This window comes from Nocardia sp. NPDC058518, from assembly GCF_042719655.1.
Classification (GTDB): Bacteria; Actinomycetota; Actinomycetes; order Mycobacteriales; family Mycobacteriaceae; genus Nocardia.
On sequence record NZ_JBHXNJ010000019.1, the window covers coordinates 69,541 to 95,294 of the forward strand.

Consider the following 25,754-nt stretch of genomic DNA (forward strand, 5'->3'; position numbering starts at 1 on the left):
CGGCGTCGACCTCGGGCTCAGCTCACCTCCCGTTGGCGGGGTTGGACGCGGTGCAGGAGGACCTGCTCGAGGAGTGCGACGAGGACATCACGGACGGAGTCGCGGTCGCGGGCATCGCAGTCCAGCACCGGGATCCAGTCGTCGAGACCGAGGGCCTCGCGGACCTCGCCGAGGTCGAAGCGGGTGGCGTCGGCGAAACGATTGACCACCACGACGAAGGGCGTGTGGTGTTCTTCGAAGTAGTCCAGGACCGGGTAGCAGTCCTCTACCCGGCCGGTATCGACCACGATGACCGCGCCGAGGGCGCCGTCGACCAGGTCGTCCCAGAGGAATACGAATCGGTCCTGGCCGGGGGTGCCGAAGAGGTAGAGGATCAGGGATTGGTCGAGGGTGATGCGGCCGAAGTCCAAAGCCACTGTGGTCGCGGTCTTCTCGGCGCGGCGACCGGGGTCGTCGATGCCGATGGAGACCTCGGTCATCGAGGCTTCGGTGACCAGGGGCTCGATTTCGGAGATGGCGCCGATGAAGGTGGTCTTGCCGACGCCGAAGCCGCCGCTGACCACGATCTTCACCGAGGACGGCATAGCCGGTGCGGCGCTGCGGAATTCGGAGCTGCGGAGTTCAGAGTGCGCGGACAAGGTCGCGGATCCTCTCGATGGCGGCGGTCGACAGTTCCGGCGCGTCACGGACGGTCACATGCCCCGCCGCCGCCAGATCGCTGACGATCACCTTGGCGATGCCGATCGGAACCCGCAGGGCGGCACCGATTTCGGCGATGGAGTGCGGTGTCAGGCACAGCTGGACAACGGTGCGCTCCTCGAACCGCAGCGGAGCCGACAGCGCGGACGGCGGTGCCTGGACGAGGGTTTCGATGCGCAGCCCGTCCAGCACCGGAACGGTGCGGCCCGCGGTGAGCACGAACGGGCGAACGAAGCGGTCGCCGGCATCGTCGTGATCGGTGGGGGTCACCGGCACCGACAGGACGGGCCCACGCCAGCCCGCCGGCTGGCTCATCGGGATCATGCGCGGGTCGGGCAACCGCGGGAGATCGGGATCTCTCATCTGCGCAACGACTCTCGCAATTCGCTGATCAGCAGCGGGTCGAGCAGTGATCCGGCGCGTTCGGCGAGGATGGCCATCTCGTAGCCGACCAGGCCGACATCGCAGCCACCGTCGGCGATCACGCCGAGGCAGCTGCCGTCGCCCAGTGCCGACACCAGGAGGAAGCCGCGTTTCATCTCGATCATGATCAGCTTGAGGCCGTCGAAATCGTAACTGCGCGAGGCGCTGCGGGCGAGGCTGGACAGACCCGACACCATCGCGGCGAGCCGGTCGGCGCCGGTGCGGTCGAGGCCGTCCGACATCGCGATCAGCAGCCCGTCGGAGGAGACGGCGACGGTGTCGCGCACGCCGTCGGTATTGCGGACGAAGTTGCCGAGCAGCCAGTTGAAGGTGTGTGGATCGGCGGTCGGTAGGTGGGTGGTCACCGGGTCTCCTGGGGTCTGGTCCGATCGGTCAGCGGATGGGATCGATTGGGGTGGAAGACAATTCGGTCTCGCCGCCGCGTTCGTGGCCGGTGCGGAACGACGAGAGCATGCTGCGGGTCTGGTCGGGGGTCCGTTCGACGACCGGCGGCCGGTCCTGCCGGTCGGCCGGATCGCGGCGGGTTCGCTCCGGTGCGCCGGTGATCTTGGCGCGCTTGCTGCGTTTGACCAGGCCGTTGCGGGTGCGTTCGACGGCAGGAGCGCCGATGGATTCCACGGCGGGTAGCTCACGCGGTTGCGGTACCGACGAGCCGTTGTGGCCGCGGGCCACCGGCTCGGAGTGCTCCGGGGTTGTCGCGCCGTAGCGTTCTGCGCCATTGCGGACCGCACCGTTGCGTGGTGGGTGCACGGAATCGGCTGTGCTGCTGAGGAACTGTGCGTAGACGGAGCCGCCGGGTGAAGGGTCCGCCGATGCCCGGCCATTGCCGTTGGCGCTCGGTCCGGATTCCATGCTTCGGCTGTGCCGGGGTCGGCCGTTGGTGTCGGTCGGCCATGCGGTGCCGCCGCCTCGGACGGCGCGGGAAGCCTCGCCGCGCCCGGCGACCGCCGCGCTCTTGTCGGCGGCGACCGCATCGGTGCGCGGTGGTGTTGCCTCGTAAACGCCCGGTGACTGGGTATCCGCGACGACAGAGGTGGCGTTGCGCTCCAGCGCCGCGAGGTCACCCGAGCCCCGGCCCGCGTCCCGGACGGCACCGTTCCTCGAATCTGCTGCCTGCCCGGCCTTTTCGTCGGCGAGCAGGGACGGCGGGAGGAGCAGGCGGGCGACGATGCCGCTGACCGGTGAGGTGTTCAATTCCACGTCGATGCCGAGACGGCCCGCAAGCCGACCGACCACGTAGTGACCGAGGTAGCGGGTGGAGGCGACGATGAAGTCCTGCTCGCCGCGCAGCCTGGCATTGGCTTCGGCGAGTTGCTCGGCGGGCATGCCGACGCCGTGGTCGACGACGGCGAGCAGGTAGCCGCCTGCGACCTTGCGGCCGTACACCTCGACCTCGAGATCGGGCGGTGAGAAGGCCAGCCCGTTCTCGATGAGTTCGGCCAGAATATGGGCCAGTTCGCTGACAACGGCGCCGGTCACCGCGATGTCGTCGATCCGGCGCAGCACCACCCGCCGGTAGTCGTCGACCTCGGACAACCCGGCCCGGATCACGTCGGTGAGCGCGATCGGTTCGGCCCACCGACGCGGGCTGGCCTCGCCGACCAGCACCAGCAGGCTTTCGGCATTGCGCCGCATGCGGGTGGCCAGATGGTCGAGTTCGAACAGGTTCGACAGTGCCTTCGGGTCGAGTTCCTCGCGTTCGAACTCGCTGATCAATCCCAGCTGACGCCGCACCAGGTTCTGATTGCGGCGGGCCAGATTCGCCATCGATTCCGTGGTGTTGCGCCGCACCAGCGCCTGTTCGGAGGCGAGATCGAACGCGGTGGTCTGCACACGATCCAAAGCGCCTGCGACAGCGGCGATTTCGATGCTCGCACCGCGGGGCGTGCGGACCGGTGCGGGCGGATCGGGTTGGGCGTCGGCGGCACTGTGCCAGGCCGCGATCACCTCGGGCAGTCGCGTGGAGGCGACGTCGTCGGCCTCGGTGGCCAGTCGAGCCAGCGGGCGGACGATGGCCCTGATGCTGGCGAAGACCAGCGCGACTTCGGCGGCGATCGCCAGCAGCGCGGCCAGGACGAATCCGGCGAGAATCAGCGCGGCGTCGCGGCGAAGTTTCTCGGCCCGCGCGCCGACGTCATCGCCGATGACCTGCTGCACGGTGCGCTGTTCGTCGATGACCGCGGTCATCTGCGCCCACCAGACGGCCGGGTCGACGGGCTGGATCAGCGGTCCCAGCGTCGAGGCGATCGCGATGTTCTCCGATTCGGTTGCCCGCCTGGCGTTCTCACTCGCCAGCACCGCATCGAGAAGAGCCTGCTGGGCGGGGGTCGCGTCGTGGCCGAACGCGGTGAGCGCGGCATTGCGGGCGGCGCGGATGTCGAGGAACTGCACGTACTCCCCCGACACGAATTCCCCGGCGGCGAAGACGCCGTTGAGGAACCCGCGCTCGCGGGCCGCGAATTCCTTCGCGTCACCGAGGGCGTAGAGCGCTTGCAGACCGTGCCGGACGGCCGGATCGCGCGCCTGGTCGAGACCGAGCGAAAGGCGGTTCAGCGCGTCGATGCCGTCGGTATAGAACTGGAACGCCGCCTGCCGGGTGACATTGCGATTGTCGACCTGGGAGCGGATCGCGGGCATCCCCGCCAGATGACCCAGCGCGGAACGCACCTCCCCCGCACCCGGTGGGTCGCCCGCGACGGTGTTCACCAGGGCGCGCAGGGCCGCGTCGGTGCCCGCGCGCTGGTCGGTGACGGGTTGGCGCAGGCGTTGATCACCGCCGAGCAGGCCGTTGCTCAGACCGCGCTCGCGCTGCACCTGCTGCACGAGGTCCTGCGCGGCCAGCGCGACGGCCACGGCGTCCACGGTCTCACCGCTGCGACGGTAGGCGCTGACCTGTGTCGACATGGTCAGCCCCAGCAACGCGAGCACGAGGATCAGCGACACCGCCAAGATCCGGGCGAGCTGACCGGAAATGGTGCGCGGCCGGATCAGCCCGGCGCCGGCCACCTGTCCTCGAGCGCCGTCGTCCGATCGGGTTCCGGTCGGGTTCGGCCGGGAACGTGCACGCACACCTGCTCCTTTGCAATGCCACCGCAACGTAATTCGCGATGGCCCACGGAAAGTCAGGTGCTAACTTGCACTCCGCGCAGTGCGCGGTCAATTCGGAACGGTGTAAAGCAGCATTTCGTGCGCTGATCTAAACATGCCGGAAATGCAGCCGGGTTTGTGTGGCCGAATGCTCACAGCCGGACCGGCGGCGAGGTGGCCGGCCGGTTCACTGCCGGATACATACAGGTCACCACAGACCGTGACACGCAACACATGTGGTGCAAACGATCAGAAGTCGCAACTCGAATGGTCGACATCACTACCAGCCGCGGCGACGGTGCGCAAACCGGGAAACAAAGGTGTATCGATCAATTCGCGCCGTTGAACGCTATTCGCGGAATTACTCGCCGCCGAGAATTCCCAGCACCTGATCCGAGTAGAAGAACGGCTCGAGGCGTTCCCTGATCAGCCCCGCCAGCACACCGTTGCGCTTGGCCGACTCGATGACGGCCGGGCCGTAACGCAGGATCTCGGCACTGATGTCATCGGCGTCGAGGCCGAGCTCGGGCAGCATCGCCGAGAGCGTGTGGTCGCCGTACCTGGCGTAGAACACCGCGACGCACTCGCGCACGAGCAGGCCGAAGTACTCCTTCTCCCTGGTGGTCACCGCGATCTCGTAGCAGATCTGGACCAGCTCGTTGAGGTCCTTCTGGGTGAGGTATTCGCGCAGACCCGCGACGGGTTCGTCGGCGTGCAGGTCCCAGAATTCCATCGCCGCCGAGTGCACCGGGGCGTCACGCAGCATGTCGCGGATCGCGTTGTTGGTGCGCTTGAGCGCGAACAGCGCGCCCTTGCCCGCGAGATCGCCGACGAAGGTGCTGTCGGCCGCGACCTTCTTGGCCCGGTTGGCCGCGGACTGACCCAGCGACATCAGCGAGGAGACGCCCGGAATCTTCTCGGCGCGTTCACGATTGGCCTGCATGAAGTCGCCGATCAGCTTGTCGACGAAACGCGAGGCCACGGTGGCTACGAGCGGGCTCTCGGTGAGCCGGTCCAGGATCCGCTCCTGGGCCTGGTGCATGCCGAAGATCTTCTCCAGCAACGCTTCCACCGGTTCGCGGTCGACGACATCGCCGAGGGTGTATTCGGTGTTCGAGGCGATGTGGTCGTAGATGGCATCGGAGAAGATGCCGACGGTATCGGCGATCACGGGGCTACCGCCGATGCGGTCGAACACCGTGGCCACCGTCTGCTCGCCCTGCTCCAGCGAGACCACGTCACCGAACCGGATCGTCTCACCGACGGCCAGCACGGCGGCCACGTCGCGGGCGATCACCTCGGCGAACCGGTCACCGGTCACCTCGGCGAGCAGGAATTCCACCTGCGCGTCGAGTAGTCGGTCGGCGATCTGGCGCGCCTGCGTCATCTTCTGTGTCCACCCATCACGGTCGTTGCTGGAACGGGAGGACGCGTGGCTACTTGTCGCCGGAATCGTTGCCCTGCACCGATTTCCGGATCTGATCCAGACGCTCACGCGCGGCTTTCTCCCGCGCCTCCCATTGTTCGTCGACGCTGCGACCCGCGGGAGTCTGCCGGTCGAGCTCGTCCATTCCCTGCGCGGTGCCGAAACGCTGCTCGACCTTATCCCGAACCGAGTCGAATGTCGGCACTCCCGAAGTGGAATATCCGCCGGTGACGGTGGGTGCGCCGGTCACCGGTAGCCCGGACGGTACCGGCGGTACCGGCATCGCGCCTCCGACCTGGTCGGATGCGACGGGCACCACATCCGCGTCGATGACGTTCGTGTCCAGAGTCACAGGGTCTCCGGTTTCGGCATGACCGGTTTCGGCCTGGGCCAGTGCGGCGGCGACGGCGCCGAGCCCGGGGCGTCCGGCGACCGCGGCGCGCAGCACCGAAACCAGCTCGTCGTCGGGCAACGCGGCCAGGCGGCCGAGGAGTTCGCTCGTTTCGCTCATACCGCCAGGCTACGCAGAATCGGCTACCACCAGGTGCCCGTTATCGGTCCGCCCAGTCGGCGATGATCTTCGCCCATTCCGCGCCGAGGGTGTCGATCACATCGTTGTGGCCCGCACCGGGGACCACGATCAGCTGTTTCGGATCCCGCGCCGCCGCGTACAGGCGTTCGGCGTGGCGCAGCGGGAGGAGTTCGTCGCGGTCGCCGTGCATCATCAGCACCGGGACGCGCAGCTTCGCGATGTGCCGCAGGCTCGGGTACGCGTTCGGGATCAGCGGGGCGGGCAGGAACGGGTAGACCGAGCGGGCGGCGGCGCGCATGCCGCTGAACGTCGACATGAGGATCATGCCCGCGGGCGGATGTTCGCCCGCCAGTTCGAGCAATACCCCGCCGCCGAGGGATTTACCCAGGTAGTAGACCCGATCGGGGTCGACTTCGGGCTGGTCGAGCAGGGCTTGGCGAGCGGCTCTCGCGTCGAGGTAGGTGCCCTGTTCGCTCGGGGTGCCCGTGCTGTGGCCGAAGCCGCGGTAGTCGAAGGCGAGCACGTCGAAACCGGCTTCGACCAGCAGCGCGATGATCGAGACGCGGTCGCCGATGGTGCCCGCGTTGCCGTGCGCGTAGAGGATGTGGCCGCGTGGCCGATCGGCGCGCACGAACCAGCCGTGCACGTCGAGGCCGTCGGCGGTGCGCATGGTCAGGTCGCGATAGTCCAGGCCCAGCGCCGCCGGGGTTTGGGCGAGGTGTTTCTCGGGGTGGTAGACCAGCGCGTTGAGCACGCGCGTCGCGGGGTGTCGCATCATTTGCCACGCCCCGCCTGGAAGCCGAAGTCCCAGTTGTAGAGGCGGGCGATCTCCACCACGCCACCGCCCGGCTGACCGGCGGGCGGGCGAACGAAGGCGCCCTCGCGACGCACCACGAACTCGCCGTTGACGTTCTCCAGCGCGAACAGCACAGCGTCGCGGGAATTGTCGGTGCAGCCGTCGAGAGTCATCTCGATGGGCGCGGAGTTCACGGTATTGAGGGTGACGGTGGCGTGCACATTGCGGAAATCGCTGGCACCGTCGTAGATCGAGGCGAACACGAGGATGCGGCGGATGAACTGCGTGCAGTCGAGGTTGACCGACAGGTTCTCGCCGGTGATGCTGGCGCCGGTGCGGTCGTCCTGGTCGAGGTGGATGAACGGCGGTTCGTAGAGGGCACCGAAGCGGCGGTCCAGGGCTCGCACGGAACCGATGGCGCCGTTGACCAGTTCGAAGAAGCAGCACAGGTCGAGGTCGATGTTCTTGCCGCGGAGTTTGCCGAAGAGGCGGCCGGTGGCGGCCATCGATGTCCAGTTGAGGTTCACCCGCATGACGCCGCCGGTCGCACCGTGTTTCGTCAGGGAGACCGACGGGGCTTCCTTGGTGAGCGACACCTTGGCGAGGTTGACCGGAGGTGCCGGCGGCGGGGTGAACTGGGGGTTCTGCTGATTCGGCGGGAACGCGGGAGTCGGCGGGGTGTGGGGCTGGTTCGGCTGAGGCGCGGGGATGAAGGGCTGTGCCGGCGGGGCGTACGACTGTTGCGGAGTCGACTGTCCCGAAGCGAACGGTTGCGGGGGCGCGGGAGGCGCGGGAGCCTCGTCGACGGAGATGCCGAAATCGGTAGCGAGCCCGGCCAATCCGCTGTCGTACCCCTGGCCGACAGCACGGAACTTCCACGCACCCTGGCGGCGATACAGCTCACCGAGCACGAACGCGGTTTCGGTGGTCGCCCCACTGCTGTCGAACCGCGCGACCTCGGCGCCGTTCGCGGTGTCGATCACCCGGATGTAGAGACCGTGGAACTGCCCGAAGGTCCCCCCGTCGGCCGACGCGGCGAGCACGATCGTCTCGATCTGCGGCTCGACCTGTCCGAGATCCACCGACAGCGCATCGACAACGGTGTGCCCTGCTGCTTTCCTTCGTACCGAACCGCCCCCGAAGGATGCACAGCCTGGTTGTAGAACACGAAGTCGTCATCGGAGCGCACCTTGGCCCCGGCGAGCAACAGCGCGGACGCATCGGCATCGGGCACACCCTGCCCCGACTGCCAACCCAATTCGACGCGGACCGCGGAGGCAGGCACCGCGACATTGGCACCTTTCATCATCGACACATCATCCAACCTATCCCGACCCCCGACCGCACCCAACCGGTCGCCCCTACTCGAGCCGCATGACGGCCGAATTCTCGCGTCGCGCCGGATAGGTGGAGCCTTCGCCCGCGATGATGCGCGTGAGGATTTCGCGCAACCGGTCGACCTCTGCATCGCCGATCAGCTGATCGAGGTGCCGATCGAACTGTTCGACCACCCGGACACCCGCCTCGACCGCCGACCACCCGCGGTCGGTGAGCTGTACCAGCCGCGCCCGGCCGTCCGCGGGGTCCGGCCCGACCTCGACGTAGCCGCGATCGGTCAGGTGGCGGATCAGCTCCCCCATCGCCTGCTTGGTCATTCCCGCCCGCTCGGCGAGCACGGTGAGGCGGGTGCCCTCGGGGTCGATCACCTGGAACACCGGCGCGTGCGCGGCGCGGATGTCGTCGAACCCGGCGGCGAGCAGACCCGCGTCGAGTTCGGCGGACAGGGTGCGGGCGGCCGCGGACAGCAGGTTTCCCAGCGGTGCCGGTCGATCGAGCAAAGGATTAGTCAGGTGCTTGACCAAATTCTTCCGCCTTTCTATGGTTGGTCAAGAACCTTACTAGTTGAGAGGCTGAGGCGATGCGCACAGCGGCGGCGGTTTTCACGAGTGTGGCGGTTCTGGTCGAAGTCGCGTGGCTCGCGTTCGGGGATGCGACGATCGGGCCGGTCACGATAGGGGTTGTGTCGCTGGTCGCGGTGACGGCAGTGACGCTGGGGCGCGTGCGGGCGCTGGTCGTCGTGACCAGGGTGGCGCTGGGCGTGCTGTTCGCGGGTTCGGTCGCGGACCGCTTCGGGATGTTCGGCGCTCCGGGCAGCGCGGGGGTGTCGTGGGGGTCCTACGCGGAGTTCGTCGACTACACCCGGACACTGCTGCCTGCGTTCGCCGCTGACGCGGCGCCGATCGCGGCAGGAGTGGCGACGGTCGCGGAGGCGGTGCTCGGCGCCGCGTTGATCTTCGCGGTGCGGCCCCGGCTCACCGCGGCGGCCGCGGCGGCGCTGTTCACGATGTTCGCGGTGGCGATGGTGACCTCGGTCGGGTTCGCCGAGACGGCCGACTACGCCGTGCCGGTGATGATCGGCGGCGCGCTCCTGGTGAGCGCGGCGGCCGCACCCGCGTCACAGAGTCGGCGATTCGGATTCGGCAGACGCGAAATCGCCTGAGGGCATGCGGTTCACGACGAAGGCCGCCCGGTGGAACCGGACGGCCTTCGGGTGTCGAGCGGGGATCAGCCGCGCAGTTCGGCGCCGACCGCGGTGGTGGCCGAGGCGACGGCGGCGTCGCGGGCGGCGCTGGCCTCGTCTTCGGTGAGGGTGCGGTCGGGGGCACGGAAGCGCAGGGCATAGGTGAGGGATTTGCGGCCCTCGCCTGCTTGGGCGCCTTCGTAGACGTCGAACAGGGCGATGCTTTCGAGCAGGTCGCCGCCGCCGGTGCGGAGCGCGGTTTCCACCTGCGCGGCGGGGACGGCCTTCTCGACGCTGATCGACACGTCCTGCAGGACGGCGGGAAACGCCGAGATCGTCGGGGCAGGCAGGGATTCGTCGAGCGGCAGGGCGTCGAGATCGACTTCCAGCGCGCAGGTGCGCGGCGGCAGACCGGCACGCTCGAGGACGGCGGGGTGCAGTTCGCCCGCGTGTCCGACGACCACGCCGTCGACGAGCAGTTCCGCGCAGCGGCCGGGGTGCCACGGCAGGTAGGCGACGGACCGCCGTTCGATGACGACACCCGCCGCATCGGCGATGTCGTCGACCAGCGCGAACGCGTCGGCGGCCTCGGCCGGACGGCCGGGACCCCACGGCCCGCGCGGATCGTGCTTACCGCTGAGCACCGCGGCCACGTGCACCGGCTGAGCGGGCAGCGACGCGTTCAGTTCGGCGATCTGCTCGTCGGTGGGACGACGATCCACCGGCAGTGCCTCGACCGCGTGGGTCTGCGCGCCGGGCCGCACCACCTGGGCGATGCCGTAGATGGTCAGGTCGCGCGCACCACGAGAGATGTTGCGGGCGGCCACTTCCAGCAGACCCGGCAGCAACGTGGTCGCCAGTTCGGGGCGGTCGCTGTCGAGGGGGTTCAGCACCCGGGTGGTGTTGCGGCGCGGGTCGTCGGCGTCCAGACCCCACACCTCGAACACACCGCCGGGCAGGAAGGCAGGCGGCGGCACCTCGACGGCACCGGCGAAGGCCAGTGCCCGGCTCACCGCGCGGCGACGCTGCTGCTGCGCGGTCAACCCGCGGCCACCCGGCGCGGTCGGCAGAATGGACGGGATCTGCTCGAGGCCTTCCAGCCGCAGGACCTCTTCGACCAGGTCGGCGGGCTGAGAAAGGTCGGGGCGCCAGCTCGGCGGGGTCACCAGCAGCTGGGTCTTGCCCGCGTCGTTGACCTCGATATCGACGCCCGCGCCGATCTGGGCGAGCCTGCGCACGGAGGTGCCCGCCGGGTAGGTGACGCCGGCGACGCGGTCGGGCAGGTCGATGTCCATCGCGATCGGCGCGACCGGCGCCAGGGGCACCCTGATGTCGGTGAGCGCGGATTCGATGGTGCCGCCGGTGATGTCGGCGAGCAGGGTCGCGGCGCGGTCGAGCGCGGCGATGTTGATCTCGGGATCGACGACTCGTTCGTAGCGCTTGCCCGCCTCCGAGGAGAGCTTGTGGCGGCGCGATGTCCGGTACACCCGCAGCGGGTTCCAGACGGCGGCTTCGAGGACCACATCGGTGGTCCCGGCACCGACCTCGGTGCTCGCGCCACCCATCACACCGGCGAGGGAGATCACGCCGGAATCATCGGCGATCACCACGTCCTCGGCGTCGAGGGTGCGCTCGGTGTCGTCGAGGGTGCGCAGGGTCTCGCCCTTGTGCGCCGAGCGAACGACCAAGCCGCCGTGCAGCTTCGCCGCGTCGAAGGCGTGCAGCGGCTGGCCGAGTTCGAGCATCACGTAGTTGGTGACGTCGACAGCCGGGGAGATCGGGCGCATGCCCGACAGCATCAGCCTGCGCTGCAGCCACAGCGGGCTCACCGCGTTCGGGTTCATCCCGGTGACGCGGCGCGCGCCGAAGCGCGTGCAGTCCGAGTCGTCGTCCAGACGTACCGGCCAGGCGAGCGCGTCGGCCTCTGGCAGCGTGCGCACGGCCGGGTCGGCGTATTCGAGGTCGAAGCCACAGGCCAGTTCGCGGGCCAGGCCGCGCACCGAGAAGCAGTAGCCGCGGTCGGGGGTGATGTTGAGTTCGATGATGGTGTCATCGGTGCCGAGCAGCACATTCGCGTCGTCGCCCGGCTGCGCGGAACCGGGCTCGAGCACCAGGATGCCGTCGTGATCCTTGCCGATACCGAGTTCGGCGACCGAGCAGATCATGCCGTTGGAGGTGTGGCCGTAGGTCTTGCGCGAGGAGATCTTGAACCCGCCGGGCAGCTCACCACCGGGCAGCACGACAACGACGAGGTCGCCGACAGCGAAATTGCGTGCGCCACAGACGATTTCCTGCAACTCGGGGTTGCCGACGTCGACCTTGCAGAAGCGGATCGGCTTCTTGAACTCGGTGAGCTCGGTGATCTCGGCGACGCGCCCGACAACCAGCGGCTTGTCGATCTCACCACCGATCGGCTCGAGCTTGTCGACCTCTTCGACTTCCAGACCCACCCGGACGAAGCCCGCGTCGAGCTCTTCCGCCGACACCGACCACTCGGGGGTGGTGCGCTGCAGGATCTCGGTCAGCCAGGACTGTGCTACTCGCACTTGACGTTTCGCTCTCTCTCTAAGACCGGATACCGAAGGGCAGGGTGAACCGCACGTCACCCTCGACGATGTCGCGCATGTCGGGGATGGTGGTCTGGAACTGCAGAGTGCGCTCCATGCCCATGCCGAACGCGAACCCGGAATACACCTCGGGGTCGATGCCGCTGGCGATGAGGACCTTGGGGTTGACCATGCCGCAGCCGCCCCACTCGATCCAGCCCGCGCCGCCCTTCTTGTTCGGGAACCACACGTCGACCTCGGCCGACGGCTCGGTGAAGGGGAAGTAGTTCGGGCGCATGCGCGTGCGGGTCTCTGGACCGAACATGGCGCGCGCGAAGGCGTCCAGGGTGCCACGCAGGTGCGCCATGGTGAGACCCTTGTCGATCGCCAGACCCTCCACCTGGGAGAAGACCGGGGTGTGGGTCGCGTCGAGCTCGTCGGTGCGGAAGGTGCGGCCGGGGCACGCGATATAGATCGGCACGTCACGGGTCAGCATGGTGCGCACCTGCACCGGGGAGGTGTGTGTGCGCAGCACCTGGCGCGAACCTTCCGGGGCGATGTGGAAGGTGTCCTGCATGGTGCGCGCCGGGTGGTCGGGCAGGAAGTTCAGCGCGTCGAAGTTGAAGTGCTCGGTCTCCACCTCGGGACCCTCGGCGACCTCCCAGCCCATCCCGACGAAGAAGTCGGCGATCTGCTCGGAGATGACGGTGATCGGGTGCCTGGCGCCGACAGGCTGGCGGCGGGCGGGCAGCGTGACGTCGATCTTCTCGGAGATGAGCACAGCCTGGTCGCGCTCCTCCAGGAGCGCGGCGCGGCGTGCCTCGAACGCATCGGAGACCCGCTTGCGCGCGACGTTGACCCGCTTACCTGCCTCGGCCTTCTCTTCCTTGGGCACGCTGCCCAGCCCACGCTGCGCGAGTGCGATCGGCGACTTGCCGCCGATGTAGTCGGTCTTGGCGACCGCCAGCGCATCCAGATCAGCCGCCGCGGCAAACGCCTTCTCGGCCTCCGCCGCCGCTGCCGCGAGTGCCTCCTCGGTCAAAGAGGCGTTCTGCTCGACTCCACTGTTGTCGTCGGCCACGATCTTCTCGACTCTCCCCTGGGGATCGGTTCGCGGGCGCGTCATTGCCATCCCGCATCGGTGCTGCGTAAATCCTATGGGATGGGGTTCGCGCGATTCATCCGGATTACTCGCGGGCCGATCGGCGCTGGTCGGCGGGGTCACGATATGGACCGACCAGTCCCCCGATCAGCGACGATGCGTCTCGATCGGATGCTGTTCGAAATTCGAGGGAACCGAACGAGTCCGCGGCGCGTCCAAGTGATCAAACACACCAGCGTGTTCGACTCGAGAACAGGACGACTCGATGGCTGAACAGACTTGCGATCCAACACCTCCGCAGGGGCGGCGTGCTCGGCTCACCGCGCCTGGTAGCGGTCTTGCGTTGTGCGGCTTCGGTATTCGACCGGCTGGGCGAGGTTTGTTTCCACGCGCGGGCGGGTTGTGCGCGCACCTTCCGGAACGGCGCGACGCAGCCCCGGAGCAGGGGCAGCAACCGGATGGTGTCGCGTGACGGCGGCCGGCGACCGTCGGGACGGATCGGCTGACAGTTGCGCCTACGTTCGATTCCAGGCTGCTCGACCCAATCGGCACGGTCGATATCCAGGCGTGTTCGGGCTGGTCAACGGGCTGTGGATGGAGGGGCAGTTGAGTGCCGAGGAGGTGCGATTTCGCCGCAGGGGCAATGACTGGTTCAGTGAGCATCTGAGAAATCCGAGCGATGTGGATCCGCGCGTGTACGACCGCGAGCTGCATCCGGGTGCGGCCTCGTGGTTCAAGTCGAGTGCGGTGGCGATGATCGAACGGGTCGGCGGTTATCTCGCGATTCTCGACGCGCACGGAATCGAGTGGGAGCGGTGCGAGTCCGATGCGCCGGGGACCGTCATCTATGACGACGCCCAGCAGGTGGTCGTTCGGCCGGACCGCAGTCGGCTCGGGGAGCCGACCGCGGTCAGCGGCTATTGCGCGGGCTCGGTGTGACGCGGAAGGAAGGCTGCTACGACCGCGGCGAAGGCGACGAGCGCGGCGCCGACCCAGACCGCGGGCACCAGGCCGTCCACGTAGGACTGAGGGTCGGTGTAGGAGCCGTAGGAGGCGAAGACCGAGGCGAGGACGGCGATGCCCATGGCTACGCCGACTTCACGGACGGTGCTGCTGATTCCTGAGGCCATGCCCTGGTCAGCCGGCGATGCGCTGGCCATGACGATGGTGGAGGAGGGGGCGAAGGTGAGACCCATCCCGATGCCGCCGAGGACGAAGGGGGCGACGAAGGCGAGATAGGGGACGTCGGCGGTGGTGATCATCGCCATCCAGGCGAGGGAGACCGCCAGGCAGAGCTGACCGATAGCGATGAGCGTGCGGGCGCCCACGCGGTCGACGATCAGCCCGGCCAGTGGTGCGACGACCATCGGGACCATCGTCCACGGCATCGTGCGGATCCCCGATTCCAGCGGCGAGTAACCCTGCACCACCTGGAAGAACTGGGCGAGCAGGAAGATCGAGCCGAAGACGCCGGACGAGAAGCCGAAGGACACGATGAAGCTGAGGCTCAGGCCGCGGGACTTGAACATGCGCAGCGGGAGCATCGGGTCGGTGACGTAGGTTTCCCAGGCCACGAACGCGACGAGCAGCGCGGTGCCGCCGATCAGGGCGGTGAGGACCTGCGGTGCGGTCCAGCCGTCTTCGGCACCGTGGATGACGCCCCACACGAGCGCGAGCACGCCACCGGCGGAGAGCAGCACGCCCAGGTAGTCGAGTTTCCTTGCCGCGCCCCGTGATTCGGCGAGCATCCGGGCAGCGAAGGGCAGCGCCAGCAGACCGATGGGGACATTGAGCCAGAAGATCCACTGCCAGTTCAGGCCGTCGACCACCGCACCACCGACGACCGGCCCGACCGCGACACCAAGACCCGCGATGCCACCCCAGATGCCGATCGCGGCGCTGCGCATCTTCGCGGGCACCGCGGCGGCGAGCAGGGTGAGCGACAGCGGCATGACGGCCGCACCACCGACACCCTGCACCGCGCGGGCGGCGATGAGCATCCACGGCTCGGTGGCCAGCGCGCACGCCGCCGAGGCGACGACGAAGATCCCGATACCGGCCAGGAACACGCGGCGACGGCCGATCCGGTCACCCAGGGCCGAGGCCGACAGCAACAGCGCGGCGAAGGACAGCGTGTAGGCGTTGATGAACCACTGCAGGTCCGAAAGCGACGCTCCCAGTTCGGTTTTGATCACCGGCAGCGCGTTCGTCACGACGAGGTTGTCCAACGTGACCATGAACATCGGAATGCCGACGGCGGCGATGACCGCACCGAGCGGCTTGTTCTTCACCCCGGGGTTCGCGGGCGCAACGGCGGCTCGCGCGTCGCCGGATTCGAGTGTCTGCGTCATGCCAAGCCTTTAGTTGTTATTGACTGATAACTTCCCTGTCCATGGTTATGCATCGGCTGATAACATGTCAAGAGGCAAACGAACGAGGAGGCCGTGGCGCCCATGACGAGAACCCGGATGACGGCGACCGAGCGCAGCGCCCAGGTGCTCGAGGCCGCGATCCAAGCGTTTGCCGAAACGGGTTATGCCGCAACGAAAACCGATGAGATCGCCAGGCTGGCCGGCGTGTCGCAGCCCTACGTGATCCGCCTGTTCGGAACCAAGCAGCAGCTGTTCATCGCCTGCCTGCTCGAGGTGTGCACCCGCATCGAGCAGGTGTTCCGCGACGCCGAGATCGCCCCCGATGCCGACACCGCGGAGGCATTGCGCTCCCTCGGCCACGGCTTCGACGTCTTCCTGGCCGAACGCGAACTCCCCCTCGTCCTGCTGCACGGCGCCGCCGCCAGTGCGGATCCGGCGATCGGCGACCACATGCGGGAGCGCTTCGGGCGGATGTATCGCCTGATCGGCGAACTCACCGGTGCCGACACCCTGCAATCACGCCGCTTCGTCGCCACCGGGATGCTGCTGACGATCATGACCGCGATGCAGGTCGCGGGTAGCGACGCGATCCCACTCCCCTGGGCCACCGAAATTCTCAACGACCTGCACAGCGCCACCACGCCCGAGTGCTGAAACCGGTCAGCGCGCGAGCAGGGCGGGCCAGTTCTGCCCGCGGGCCCAGTCGGCGAACGAGTGCCAGGCGACGTCCGGGTAGTCGCGGCGCAGGCCGGTGACGTCGACATCGAGTCCGACGGTGCCGAAGTATTCGAACATGGCGGCCAGATCTTCGGAGTGGCGGCGGACGACGAACAGCGGGACTTCGTGGTGCGCGATCGGTCGATCGATGGCGACGGCCAGTGTGGCAGCGAGTCGGGCCGGGGTGAGTTCGTCGGCGGCCAGGTCGATGCGGCGGTCCGCGAATTCGGCACGGCGATCGAAGGTGAGCGCGGCGAAGGCACCGATGTCCTCGGCGCAGATGAGGGTGAGCGGCTGGTCGGCGGGCATCGGCCAGGCGAAGGTGCCGTCCCGGAGGGCGTCGAGGGTCCAGCCGGTGGCGTAGTTGTCCATGAAGGCGGCGGGTGCGATGACGGTCCACGGGACACCGCTCGCACGTAGGTGCTCTTCGATCGCGAATTTGCTGTCGTAGTGCGGGATTCCGGTGGCGCGGTCGGCGTGCGCCGCGGAGGTGAAGACGATATGGCCGATGCGCGCGGCGACAGCGGCGTCGACCAAGGTGATGCCATGGCGGGTCTCGACGGTCGTGTCGGTGCCGAAGGGCGTGGTCACGGCGAACAGGGAATCAGCGCCCGCCAGGGCGGCGTCGAGAGAATCGCGGTCGCCGAAGTCCGCATAACGGACCTCGGCACCGAGATCGCCGAGCGCGACAGCGGCCGGGCTTTGGGGAGATCGGGTGAGCGCGCGGACGCGATGACCCATGGTGAGCAGGGCACGAGCAGTGGCGCCGCCCTGCGCGCCGGTGGCGCCGGTGACTGCGATGGTGAGCATGATGTCTCCTCCGGTATGATTTTACTGTACGGCGCATTAACTGCGCCACGCAGCAATCTAACCGTTTTAACTGCGCCGCGCAGCTGATTAGGAGTGTGATCCGGATGACAGAGCGGAGTCGAAATGCCCGCTACGCGGAGTTGTCGCGCGTCTCGCGGCAATACATGGCCTCGTATGTCCTGTTCAACCAGGCTGTCGCCGACCATCTGGGCTTGCACCCCACCGATCTGCAATGCCTGAGCCTGCTCACCGCCGAGCCGCGGCCACTCACCGTCAAACAGATCGCCGACATGACCGGACTCACCACCGGCTCGGCCACGCGCTTGGTCGACCGGCTCGAACGCGACGGCTATGTGGTGCGCGAACCCGACGCCGAGGATCGCCGTCGGGTCCTGGTCTCTCCCGTGCCCGATCGCGTCGCCCGCGTCACCGCCGTGTGGGACGACCTCGGGGAAGGCTGGGAGGCGCTACTCGACACCCATACCGAGGACGAGCTCGCGGTGATCACCGAGCACATGCGCAGGGCCGAGCAGCTCAGCCACACCCAGATCGAACACCTCCGGGGCCGTAGCGCACCGTCGTGAGAACTACTTCGCGTGCTGGACGCGCGCGCTCGCGTAGAGGCAGATCGCCGCTGCCGCAGCCAGATTCAGGCTTTCGGCGCGGCCGTGGATGGGGATGCGGATGCGGTGGTCGGCGCGGGCGGCGACGGCGGGGTCGAGGCCGTGTGCCTCGTTGCCGAAGAGCCAGGCGACCGGTCCGCTGAGGATGTCATCGGCGGCGTCGAGGTCGACTTCGCCGTTGGCGGCGGTCGCGAGGATCGTCACGCCCGCGGCGGAGATCGCGTCGAGGGTCGCGGTGATATCGCGGCTGCGGGCTACCGGGACATGGAACAGACTGCCCGCGCTGGCGCGCACGCATTTGCCGTTGTGCGGGTCGACGGTCTCCCCCGCCAGCACCACACCGTCGGCGCCGACGGCATCGGCGACCCGGATCAGGGTGCCCGCGTTGCCGGGTTCGGCGATCTCGACGGGAACGGCGAGCATGCGCGGACCGCGGTCGAGGATCTCGCCGAGCGGCACGTCGAGGAGTTCGCAGACAGCGACAAGGCCGGGCGCGGTGACGGTTTCGCCGAGATGTTCGGCGGCACGATCGCTGACCAGCGTGGTGCGGATGCCGTCGGCGGTGGCACCGGCGATCAGCGCGTTATCCCGACCGGCGGCCGCGAGCGAGTAGAAGATCTCCCGTACCCGGCCGGTCTCCAGCGCGGCGGACACGGCGTTGGCGCCCTCGGCGAGGAACAGGCCGGACTTGCGGCGCTGGGCCGCGCGCTGGAGCTTGACAGCGGAAACGACCCGCGGATTGCGCTCGGAGAGCGCGTCCACGGGTCGTTCCGACAGATCGCTGTGTGTTGTCAAGCTCAGGCAGCGGTGGCCGGGGCGTTGACGTCGGCCGGCAGTGCGGCCTTGGCGACAGCCACCAGGCCGGCGAAGGCCTCGGCGTCGGAAACAGCGAGCTCGGCGAGGATCTTGCGGTCCACCTCGACACCAGCGGCCTTGAGGCCCTGGATGAAGCGGTTGTAGGTGATGTCGTTCAGACGCGCGGCGGCGTTGATACGAGCAATCCACAGCTTGCGGAAGTCACCCTTGCGCGCCTTGCGGTCACGGTAGGCGTAGGTCAGCGAGTGGAGCTGCTGTTCCTTGGCCTTGCGGTACAGGCGCGAACGCTGGCCCCGGTAGCCCTTGGAGGCCTCGAGGATGGAACGGCGCTTCTTCTGAGCGTTGACGGCCCTTTTGACGCGTGCCACTTTGGTAGTCCTTGATCATCTGGGGGCGCGGCGGCGCCCGAATTCGGTAGTTGTCGGCGTCCGGTTATCCCGGCCGCGGAATCGTCGGGTTGCGACGGTCGAGCTGACCCGAAGGTCAGGCGAGACCGAGCAGCCGCTTCACGCGGGGGACGTCGACGGAAGCGACGGACTCCGTGCCTTCCAGACGACGAGTCCGGCGAGAGGACTTGTGCTCCAGGAGGTGGCGACGGTTCGCCTGCTCGCGAAGCAGCTTGCCCCGGCCGGTCACCTTGAATCGCTTCTTGGCGCCGCTGTGGGTCTTGTTCTTCGGCATGGATTCCTCTATCTAGTCGTTGAAATCGTTTTACTGCGGGTCGGCCGGCGCAGCCTGCTCGGCAGGCGCGGCCTGCTCGACCGGTGCGGCGGGCTCGACCGGCGCGGCCGGTTCGGCACCGGCGGGACCGGTCGGCTGCGGCGCACGTGTCGCCGCGGGCGCCGAGGAGTCCTGCTGGGCCTTCACCCGCGTCTTCGCGCCCTTGTGGGGAGCGAGGACCATGGTCATGTTGCGGCCGTCCTGCTTGGCCGAGGTCTCGACGAATCCGAGATCGGCCACGTCGGAGCCCAGACGCTGGAGCAACCGGAAGCCGAGCTCGGGACGCGACTGCTCACGACCGCGGAACATGATCGTCACCTTGACCTTGGACCCGGCTTCGAGGAAGCGAACGACGTTGCGCTTCTTGGTCTCGTAGTCGTGGTCGTCGATCTTCGGACGGAGCTTCTGCTCCTTGATCACGGTCTGGACCTGGTTCTTACGGGACTCGCGCGCCTTCTGCGCGGTCTCGTACTTGAACTTGCCGTAGTCCATGATCTTGCAGACCGGCGGACGGGCATCGGGTGCTACCTCGACGAGGTCGAGGTCGGCTTCGAGCGCGACGCGTAGTGCATCTTCAACACGCACGATCCCAACCTGTTCGCCGCCGGGTCCGATGAGACGAACCTCGGGAACACGGATGCGATCGTTGATGCGGGTCTCAGTGCTGATGGGGCCTCCTAGGTCAAGCGGTGTCGTCTTAACGACCGCACGCAATAACTGCAACCCCTGTTTCAACACGAAAGCCCCGTTGCGGTATTTCTCCGCCACGGGGCCCGATGTCGACCGATCGCCCACAGCCGATGCCCTCACGAGCTCGGTTGTCGACCCCCGCGTGCCAGGCACACGGGAAACCCGCCACAATGAGCGGGTGACCGGGACCGTATATCCGTACGATTGCTCGCCGGTAACGGTGGGAGTCGGGCTCCACTTATCTGCCCCACGGATGCATGACACATCCAGGGGCGGTCGTCAGCGAAAAGCTTAGCATGGCGTTGAGCTATCACCGAATCAGCCGGGCGCGAGCATCCGGAATCGGGCTCGCTATAGCCTGATCAGCATGACTGACGAGCTCGATCCCCCCGTGCGCGACCTGGCCGACATCCCCGCCGTCGAGGTGATCAGCCGCGCCGCCGTGATGCTGATGAGCTCGGCCGCGGAGAAGCTGGGCCTGGCCGAGGAGAACCCGCATGCGGGCACGGGCGTCGATCTCGACGAGGCGCGCCGGGTGATCACCGCGCTGGCCGGGCTGGTCACGGCGTCGGTGGAATACCTCGGCCCGCACGCGGGTCCGATCCGTGAGGGCTTGCAGGCGCTGCAGCGCGCGTTCCGCGAGGCGTCCTCGGTGCCGGACGCGCCGGGAACGGGTCCGGGCGAGAAGTACACCGGCCCCGTGCACTGAGTTCCGTCAACGAAAAGATCCGCCGACGCGGTGCGTCGGCGGATCTTTTTCTGTGCTGCGAACGAACGTCGCGACTCAGACCACGGGGGTCGGAGTGGGACCGCCGGGGGTGACCGACACGGCCGAGCCGGAGGTGATCATGTTGGCGAGTGCGGTGAGCAGCGCCGCGCTTCCGGTATCCATTACAGGCGTTCCTTTCGAATCCAGGTCAGACGGTCGGCTTGGTGGGCTCGTAAGCCAACGATGACCCGCCGGCGAGGAAACCGAGAATCTGGGCGATGAGCGCCGTGGTGGCTTCATCCATGAGGACGTTCCTTTCGAACTACACGACGATCGAGCCGTCGACAAACCGCTACTACCCGGTACTCCGGGGACGGTGAGGCGAATGTTACCTACGGCTGTTTCACTTCGTGGTGGTTTCGGAAAGTCCCTGCCGGGATGTCTCGAAAGGACGGTAGCCGGGCTCAGCGCAGCGCGGCCGCCTTTCGCGCCAACCGCTTGGCAGCGGTCGTCTCCGCCGGTGCCTTCTTCGCCGCGGGGGCGGCTTTCTCGGCTGCCTTCTTCGCGGCGGGCTTCTTCGGTGCCGTCTTCTTCGGCGCGGGCGCTGCCAGGACCTCCTTGAGGAACTGCCCGGTGTAGCTGTCCGACACCGCGGCGATGTCTTCCGGCGTGCCGGTCGCGACCACGGTGCCGCCGCCGGAACCACCCTCGGGGCCCATGTCGATGACCCAGTCGGCGGTCTTGATGACGTCGAGGTTGTGCTCGATGACGATCACCGTGTTGCCCTTGTCGACCAGACCGTTGATCACCTTGAGCAGCTTGCGGATGTCCTCGAAGTGCAGCCCCGTGGTCGGTTCGTCGAGGATGTAGACAGTCCGCCCCATGGATCGTTTCTGCAGTTCGGCGGCCAGTTTCACGCGCTGGGCTTCGCCGCCGGACAGGGTCGGCGCGCTCTGGCCGAGCCGCACGTAGCCCAAGCCGACCTCGACGAGAGTCTTGAGGTAGCGGTGGATCGAGGTGATCGCCTCGAAGAAGTCGGCGGCCTCGTCGATCGGCATGTCGAGAACCTCGGCGATGGTCTTGCCCTTGTAGTGCACCTCGAGGGTTTCCCGGTTGTAGCGGGCGCCGTGGCAGACCTCGCAGGGGACGTAGACGTCCGGGAGGAAGTTCATCTCGATCTTGAGCGTGCCGTCGCCCGAGCAGGCTTCGCAGCGGCCGCCCTTGACATTGAACGAGAACCGGCCGGGTTGGTAGCCGCGTACCTTCGCCTCGGTGGTGGAGGCGAACAGGGTGCGGATCTTGTCGAAGACGCCGGTGTAGGTGGCCGGATTCGAGCGGGGCGTGCGACCGATCGGCGATTGGTCGACCTGTACCAGTTTGTCGAGGTTGTCGAGACCGTTGATCCTGGTGTGCCTGCCCGGCACCTGGCGGGCGCCGTTGAGCTTGTTGGCGAGGACGGTGGCCAGGATGTCGTTGACCAGGGTCGACTTGCCCGAACCCGAGACCCCGGTGATCGCGGTGAGCACACCCAGCGGGAACGCCACGTCGACGTTTTGCAGGTTGTGTTCGGTGGCGCCGACGACGGTGAGCCTGCGCTTCTTGTCGATCGCGCGGCGCACGAGCGGCAGCTCGATCTGCTCGCGGCCCGAAAGGTAAGCGCCGGTGAGGGATTCGGGCACTTCTAGGAGTTCGGCATACGGGCCGCTGTGCACCACCCGGCCACCGTGTTCGCCGGCCAGCGGACCGATGTCGACCACCCAGTCCGAAGCACGGATGGTGTCTTCGTCGTGTTCGACGACGATCAGGGTGTTGCCCAGCTTCTTCAAGCGCAGCAGCGTCTCGATGAGCCTGCGGTTATCACGCTGGTGCAGGCCGATCGACGGCTCGTCGAGAACATAGAGGACACCGACCAGGCCCGAACCGATCTGGGTGGCCAGCCGGATGCGCTGGGCCTCACCGCCGGACAGGGTCGCGGCGGCGCGCGAGAGCGTGAGATATTCCAGGCCGACGTCGAGCAGGAAGCCGAGCCTGGCCTGGATCTCCTTGAGCACCTGCCCGGCGATCGCGGTCTCGCGCTCCCCCAGTGTGAGCGAGTTCAGGAAGTGCGCGCAGGCGCCGATGGACAGCTCACTGACCTCGGCGATCGACTTGTCGGTGCCGTCCGCGGCCAGGGTGACGGCCAGGATCTCCGGGCGCAGCCGGGAGCCGTTGCAGACCGGGCACGCCACATCGCGCATGTAGCCGTCGTAGTGCTCTTTCATCTGCTCGGACTCGGTGTTGTCCATGCGCCGCTGCAGGAACGGCATCACGCCTTCGAAATCGGCGTAGTAGGAGCGCTTGCGGCCGTAGCGGTTGGTGTAGGCCACGTGTACCTGGTCGGAGCTGCCTTCCAGCACCGCCTTGCGGGCCTTCGCGGGTAGGTCGCGCCACGGGGTGTCCATGGAGAAGCCGACCGCCTCGGCCAAGCCGGCGAGCAACCGGTTGAAGTATTCGGCGGTCTGCCCGCGCGACCACGGGGCGATCGCACCCTCTGCCAGGCTCAGGTCCGGATCGGGCACCACGAGTTCCGGGTCGACTTCCTTGCGGATGCCGAGGCCGGTGCAGTCGGGGCAGGCGCCGTAGGGCGAGTTGAACGAGAACGAGCGGGGCTCGAGGTCCTCGATGTCGAGTGGGTGGCCGTTGGGGCAGGCCAGGCGCTCGGAGAAGCGGCGCTCACGGTCGTGGGCGTGCTCGTCGCGGTCGACGAAATCGAGCACGACGATGCCGTCGGCCAGCCGCAGCGCGGTCTCGATCGAGTCGGTGAGGCGCTGCTTGGAGGCGGCCTTGACCGAGAGGCGGTCGATGACCACCTCGACGTCGTGCTTCTCCTGCTTCTTCAGCTTCGGCGGATCGGTGAGCGGATACACCACGCCGTCGACCCGCACGCGCGAGTAGCCCTGGGTCTTGAGCTGGTCGAACAGATCGACGAACTCACCCTTGCGGGTACGCACCACCGGCGCGAGCACCTGGAACTTGAGGCCCTCGTCCATGGCGAGCACCTGGTCGACGATCTGCTGCGGGCTCTGCTTTTCGATCAGCTCGTGGCACACCGGGCAGTGCGGCGTGCCCGCGCGGGCGTAGAGCAGGCGCAGGTAGTCGTAGACCTCGGTGATGGTGCCGACCGTCGACCGCGGGTTGCGGTTGGTCGATTTCTGGTCGATCGACACCGCGGGCGAGAGGCCCTCGATGAAATCGACATCCGGCTTGTCCATCTGCCCGAGGAACTGTCGCGCGTAGGCCGACAGCGATTCGACGTAGCGGCGCTGCCCCTCGGCGAAGATCGTGTCGAACGCCAGGCTCGACTTCCCGGAACCGGACAGACCGGTGAACACGATCAGGCTGTCGCGTGGCAAATCCAGGTCGACACCTTTCAGGTTGTGTTCCCGAGCTCCGCGCACAGTGAGGCGTTCCGCCACCTGGTGAATCCCTTCTCCATCGTCATCCGCCGACCGGACATAATCCCCCGCTGCCAATGCTAGGCGGGGGGTCCGACAAGTTTCGGTGCGCGGGCGAACGGGCCCCCGGAGGGGACGCGCTGTGCAGGGGACGTGACGAAGCTCGTTCGCCGACCCGCCCCACAACCGAGATGCGCGGATTATGTTGGACCACAAGGGTGGATCGTTCGACATGATGAAGGAGCCGGCGTGCTCGAGGTGTTCCTGGTCGACGACCACGAGATCGTGCGGCGCGGGCTGATCGACCTGCTCGAGGGTGATCCAGAACTCACTGTGATCGGTCAGGCGGGCGGTGTCGCCGAGGCGATGGTGCGCATCCGCGAGGCTCGCCCCGACGTCGCGGTCCTCGATGTGCGGTTACCCGACGGCAACGGCATCGAACTGTGCCGCAACCTGCTGGCCGAGTTCGACGACCTGCACTGCCTCATCCTGACCTCGTTCTCCGACGAGCACGCCATGCTCGACGCCATCCTGGCCGGTGCCAGCGGCTATGTGGTGAAGAACATCGACGGGATGAAACTGGCCGACGCGATCAAACAGGTCGGCGCGGGCCACTCGCTGCTCGATACCCGCGCCGCCGACGCGCTGCGTGCCCGGCTGCGCCGCAGCGCCGAACCGTCAGGGCCGCTGGCCGGGCTCACCGACCAGGAACGCCGACTACTCGAACTGCTCGGTGAGGGCCTCACCAACCGGCAGATCGCCGCGCGAATGTTCCTCGCGGAGAAAACGGTCAAGAACTACGTGTCGCGGCTGCTGGCGAAACTGGGTGTCGAACGCCGCACCCAGGCCGCGGTCCTGGCGACCAAACTCCGCGAGCCGTGACAGTTCAGGACGGGACGACGATGGTCAGGTCCCCGTCGTAGCGGCGGTAGAGCAGGTTCCCGCGGCCGGTGTGGCTGTCGGTGAAGAACAGGTAGGGCAGCCCGGCGGCGCACAGCGCGTCGGAGGCCTCGTCCTCGGCGAAGACGGGAGCCGCGTCCTGGACCACCCGCACCGGCATCGCGCTCGCGGTGAGCGGCAGCTCGGCCGACTGATCCGCCGCGGCGGTGTGCCGCTGCCTGGCCAGCGCCACACCGTGCGGGTCGGCCCAGGTGACGATCGCGTCCTCGCCGGTGTCGGCGTCGGTGAACAGGTAGGCGTCGTAGTCCATCGCGTCGAGGACGGTGCTGGCCTCCAGCGGGGTGCCGGTCATCAGGGCGCAGTCCTTGCGGCGGATGATCGGGCGCGTCTCGGTGATCTGGGCCAGTGGGCGACGGGCCGGATCGGGCCACGCGCCGCGCGATTCCTTGCCCGCGCGGCGGGCGAGCTGGCGGTCGAGCCGCTCGGCGGCGAAGGTGACCGCGAAACCGCCGGGGCCGGTGACCTGGACACGGGTGAAGGTGTCGTTGGTTCGGATATTGGCCTGCACCAGGGTCGGCTCGTCGTAGCCCTGCGGCGCGGTGACGCGCACCCTGGCCGGGCTGTCGAGGTGATGCCTGCGCATGACGCGGGTGATGGCCCGAACAGCGCGGGTGACGTCCTGGGCCGGCACTTCGCCACGCGTGGTCACGGCAAGCTCCGGGTCCGCGGCGGTCGTCCAGTGCTGGGTGCTCGACAACGAATTCATCATGTGCCCCACTTCTCGATCCCAATTCCCGGTGCCCAATGCCA

Annotated in this window: 24 protein-coding genes and 1 pseudogene; 6 read left to right on the forward strand and 19 right to left on the reverse strand. The window is 67.8% G+C overall.

Translation table 11 applies throughout. The annotated features are described in order from the left end of the window. Positions 1-17 precede the first annotated feature (17 nt). From ACFWPX_RS27885 to ACFWPX_RS27925, 9 genes and pseudogenes are all read right to left on the reverse strand, one after another. Positions 18-563 carry an ATP/GTP-binding protein gene (locus tag ACFWPX_RS27885; protein WP_378917609.1) on the reverse strand — a complete coding sequence of 182 codons (546 nt, stop codon included), beginning with the start codon at positions 561-563 and terminating at the stop codon, positions 18-20. A gap of 58 nt (positions 564-621) precedes the next feature. Continuing rightward, positions 622-1,062 carry a DUF742 domain-containing protein gene (locus ACFWPX_RS27890; RefSeq protein WP_378930438.1) on the reverse strand — a complete coding sequence of 147 codons (441 nt, stop codon included), beginning with the start codon at positions 1,060-1,062 and terminating at the stop codon, positions 622-624. Next, positions 1,059-1,487, reverse strand: a complete 429-nt coding sequence (locus ACFWPX_RS27895; RefSeq protein ID WP_378637023.1) for a roadblock/LC7 domain-containing protein — start codon at positions 1,485-1,487, stop codon at positions 1,059-1,061. Before ACFWPX_RS27895 ends, ACFWPX_RS27890 begins: the two co-directional genes overlap by 4 nt. A gap of 28 nt (positions 1,488-1,515) precedes the next feature. After that, on the reverse strand, positions 1,516-4,212 hold the full coding sequence (locus ACFWPX_RS27900) for a nitrate- and nitrite sensing domain-containing protein (protein WP_378930440.1): 2,697 nt from the start codon (positions 4,210-4,212) through the stop codon (positions 1,516-1,518). Positions 4,213-4,591: 379 nt separating this feature from the next. Further along, positions 4,592-5,617, reverse strand: coding sequence for a hypothetical protein (locus ACFWPX_RS27905; protein ID WP_378930442.1), 1,026 nt, complete (start codon positions 5,615-5,617; stop codon positions 4,592-4,594). A gap of 49 nt (positions 5,618-5,666) precedes the next feature. Continuing rightward, positions 5,667-6,167 (reverse strand): PspA/IM30 family protein, encoded by a 501-nt coding sequence (locus ACFWPX_RS27910; protein WP_378930444.1) that lies wholly within the window; start codon positions 6,165-6,167, stop codon positions 5,667-5,669. A 40-nt stretch (positions 6,168-6,207) separates the two neighbouring features. Beyond that, positions 6,208-6,966 (reverse strand): alpha/beta hydrolase, encoded by a 759-nt coding sequence (locus ACFWPX_RS27915; RefSeq protein WP_378917449.1) that lies wholly within the window; start codon positions 6,964-6,966, stop codon positions 6,208-6,210. Next, positions 6,963-8,452 (reverse strand): annotated as a pseudogene (locus ACFWPX_RS27920) (TerD family protein). The gene ACFWPX_RS27915 and the pseudogene ACFWPX_RS27920 overlap by 4 nt, the downstream one beginning before the upstream one ends. Then, entirely contained in the window at positions 8,346-8,846 is a 501-nt protein-coding gene (locus tag ACFWPX_RS27925) for a MarR family winged helix-turn-helix transcriptional regulator (protein ID WP_378930446.1), read from the reverse strand. Before ACFWPX_RS27925 ends, ACFWPX_RS27920 begins: the two are co-directional and overlap by 107 nt. 56 nt (positions 8,847-8,902) lie before the next feature. Here ACFWPX_RS27925 and ACFWPX_RS27930 point away from each other — a divergent pair, with 56 nt between their 5' ends. After that, on the forward strand, positions 8,903-9,484 hold the full coding sequence (locus ACFWPX_RS27930) for a hypothetical protein (protein WP_378930448.1): 582 nt from the start codon (positions 8,903-8,905) through the stop codon (positions 9,482-9,484). A gap of 65 nt (positions 9,485-9,549) precedes the next feature. Here the strand turns inward: ACFWPX_RS27930 and pheT are convergent, their stop codons facing one another. Next, positions 9,550-12,051, reverse strand: a complete 2,502-nt coding sequence (gene pheT, locus ACFWPX_RS27935; RefSeq protein ID WP_378917442.1) for a phenylalanine--tRNA ligase subunit beta — start codon at positions 12,049-12,051, stop codon at positions 9,550-9,552. A 19-nt stretch (positions 12,052-12,070) separates the two neighbouring features. Further along, positions 12,071-13,132: a phenylalanine--tRNA ligase subunit alpha gene (gene pheS, locus ACFWPX_RS27940; RefSeq protein WP_378917607.1), complete on the reverse strand. Its 1,062-nt coding sequence runs from the start codon at positions 13,130-13,132 to the stop codon at positions 12,071-12,073. A gap of 714 nt (positions 13,133-13,846) precedes the next feature. Here pheS and ACFWPX_RS27945 point away from each other — a divergent pair. Beyond that, positions 13,847-14,092 carry a hypothetical protein gene (locus ACFWPX_RS27945; protein WP_378930450.1) on the forward strand — a complete coding sequence of 82 codons (246 nt, stop codon included), beginning with the start codon at positions 13,847-13,849 and terminating at the stop codon, positions 14,090-14,092. Here the strand turns inward: ACFWPX_RS27945 and ACFWPX_RS27950 are convergent. Next, entirely contained in the window at positions 14,071-15,504 is a 1,434-nt protein-coding gene (locus tag ACFWPX_RS27950; protein WP_378930452.1) for a DHA2 family efflux MFS transporter permease subunit, read from the reverse strand. The two genes, ACFWPX_RS27945 and ACFWPX_RS27950, sit on opposite strands and share 22 nt — an antisense overlap. Positions 15,505-15,606: 102 nt before the next feature. Here ACFWPX_RS27950 and ACFWPX_RS27955 point away from each other — a divergent pair, with 102 nt between their 5' ends. Further along, a complete protein-coding gene (locus ACFWPX_RS27955; protein ID WP_378930454.1) occupies positions 15,607-16,179 on the forward strand; it encodes a TetR/AcrR family transcriptional regulator in 573 nt (190 codons plus the stop codon). A gap of 6 nt (positions 16,180-16,185) precedes the next feature. Here the strand turns inward: ACFWPX_RS27955 and ACFWPX_RS27960 are convergent, their stop codons facing one another. Then, positions 16,186-17,052, reverse strand: a complete 867-nt coding sequence (locus ACFWPX_RS27960) for an NmrA/HSCARG family protein (RefSeq protein ID WP_378930456.1) — start codon at positions 17,050-17,052, stop codon at positions 16,186-16,188. 104 nt (positions 17,053-17,156) lie between these two features. On the opposite strand from ACFWPX_RS27960, the gene ACFWPX_RS27965 reads away from it, so the two are divergent. Continuing rightward, the gene (locus ACFWPX_RS27965; protein WP_378930459.1) at positions 17,157-17,636 is read left to right on the forward strand and encodes a MarR family winged helix-turn-helix transcriptional regulator; all 480 of its coding nucleotides are present in this window, start codon (positions 17,157-17,159) and stop codon (positions 17,634-17,636) included. A gap of 3 nt (positions 17,637-17,639) precedes the next feature. Here ACFWPX_RS27965 and ACFWPX_RS27970 read toward each other — a convergent pair whose 3' ends face one another. From ACFWPX_RS27970 to infC, 4 genes are all read right to left on the reverse strand, one after another. Beyond that, positions 17,640-18,437, reverse strand: a complete 798-nt coding sequence (locus tag ACFWPX_RS27970) for a TrmH family RNA methyltransferase (RefSeq protein WP_378917431.1) — start codon at positions 18,435-18,437, stop codon at positions 17,640-17,642. Positions 18,438-18,472: 35 nt separating this feature from the next. Further along, positions 18,473-18,859 carry a 50S ribosomal protein L20 gene (rplT, locus tag ACFWPX_RS27975; RefSeq protein ID WP_019046423.1) on the reverse strand — a complete coding sequence of 129 codons (387 nt, stop codon included), beginning with the start codon at positions 18,857-18,859 and terminating at the stop codon, positions 18,473-18,475. 115 nt (positions 18,860-18,974) lie between these two features. Further along, a complete protein-coding gene (gene rpmI / locus ACFWPX_RS27980; protein WP_056824456.1) occupies positions 18,975-19,172 on the reverse strand; it encodes a 50S ribosomal protein L35 in 198 nt (65 codons plus the stop codon). 30 nt (positions 19,173-19,202) lie between these two features. After that, positions 19,203-19,934, reverse strand: coding sequence for a translation initiation factor IF-3 (gene infC / locus ACFWPX_RS27985; protein ID WP_378917605.1), 732 nt, complete (start codon positions 19,932-19,934; stop codon positions 19,203-19,205). Positions 19,935-20,268: 334 nt separating this feature from the next. On the opposite strand from infC, the gene ACFWPX_RS27990 reads away from it, so the two are divergent. Next, on the forward strand, positions 20,269-20,610 hold the full coding sequence (locus ACFWPX_RS27990; RefSeq protein WP_378917429.1) for a DUF1844 domain-containing protein: 342 nt from the start codon (positions 20,269-20,271) through the stop codon (positions 20,608-20,610). Between the two features lie 464 nt (positions 20,611-21,074). Here ACFWPX_RS27990 and uvrA read toward each other — a convergent pair whose 3' ends face one another. After that, positions 21,075-24,065 (reverse strand): excinuclease ABC subunit UvrA, encoded by a 2,991-nt coding sequence (uvrA, locus tag ACFWPX_RS27995; protein ID WP_378930461.1) that lies wholly within the window; start codon positions 24,063-24,065, stop codon positions 21,075-21,077. Between the two features lie 228 nt (positions 24,066-24,293). Between uvrA and ACFWPX_RS28000 the strand changes: the two genes are divergently transcribed. Then, positions 24,294-24,926 (forward strand): response regulator transcription factor, encoded by a 633-nt coding sequence (locus ACFWPX_RS28000; protein ID WP_056824462.1) that lies wholly within the window; start codon positions 24,294-24,296, stop codon positions 24,924-24,926. A 4-nt stretch (positions 24,927-24,930) separates the two neighbouring features. Here the strand turns inward: ACFWPX_RS28000 and ACFWPX_RS28005 are convergent, their stop codons facing one another. Next, a complete protein-coding gene (locus ACFWPX_RS28005) occupies positions 24,931-25,713 on the reverse strand; it encodes a sigma 54 modulation/S30EA ribosomal C-terminal domain-containing protein (protein ID WP_378930463.1) in 783 nt (260 codons plus the stop codon). Positions 25,714-25,754: the final 41 nt, after the last annotated feature.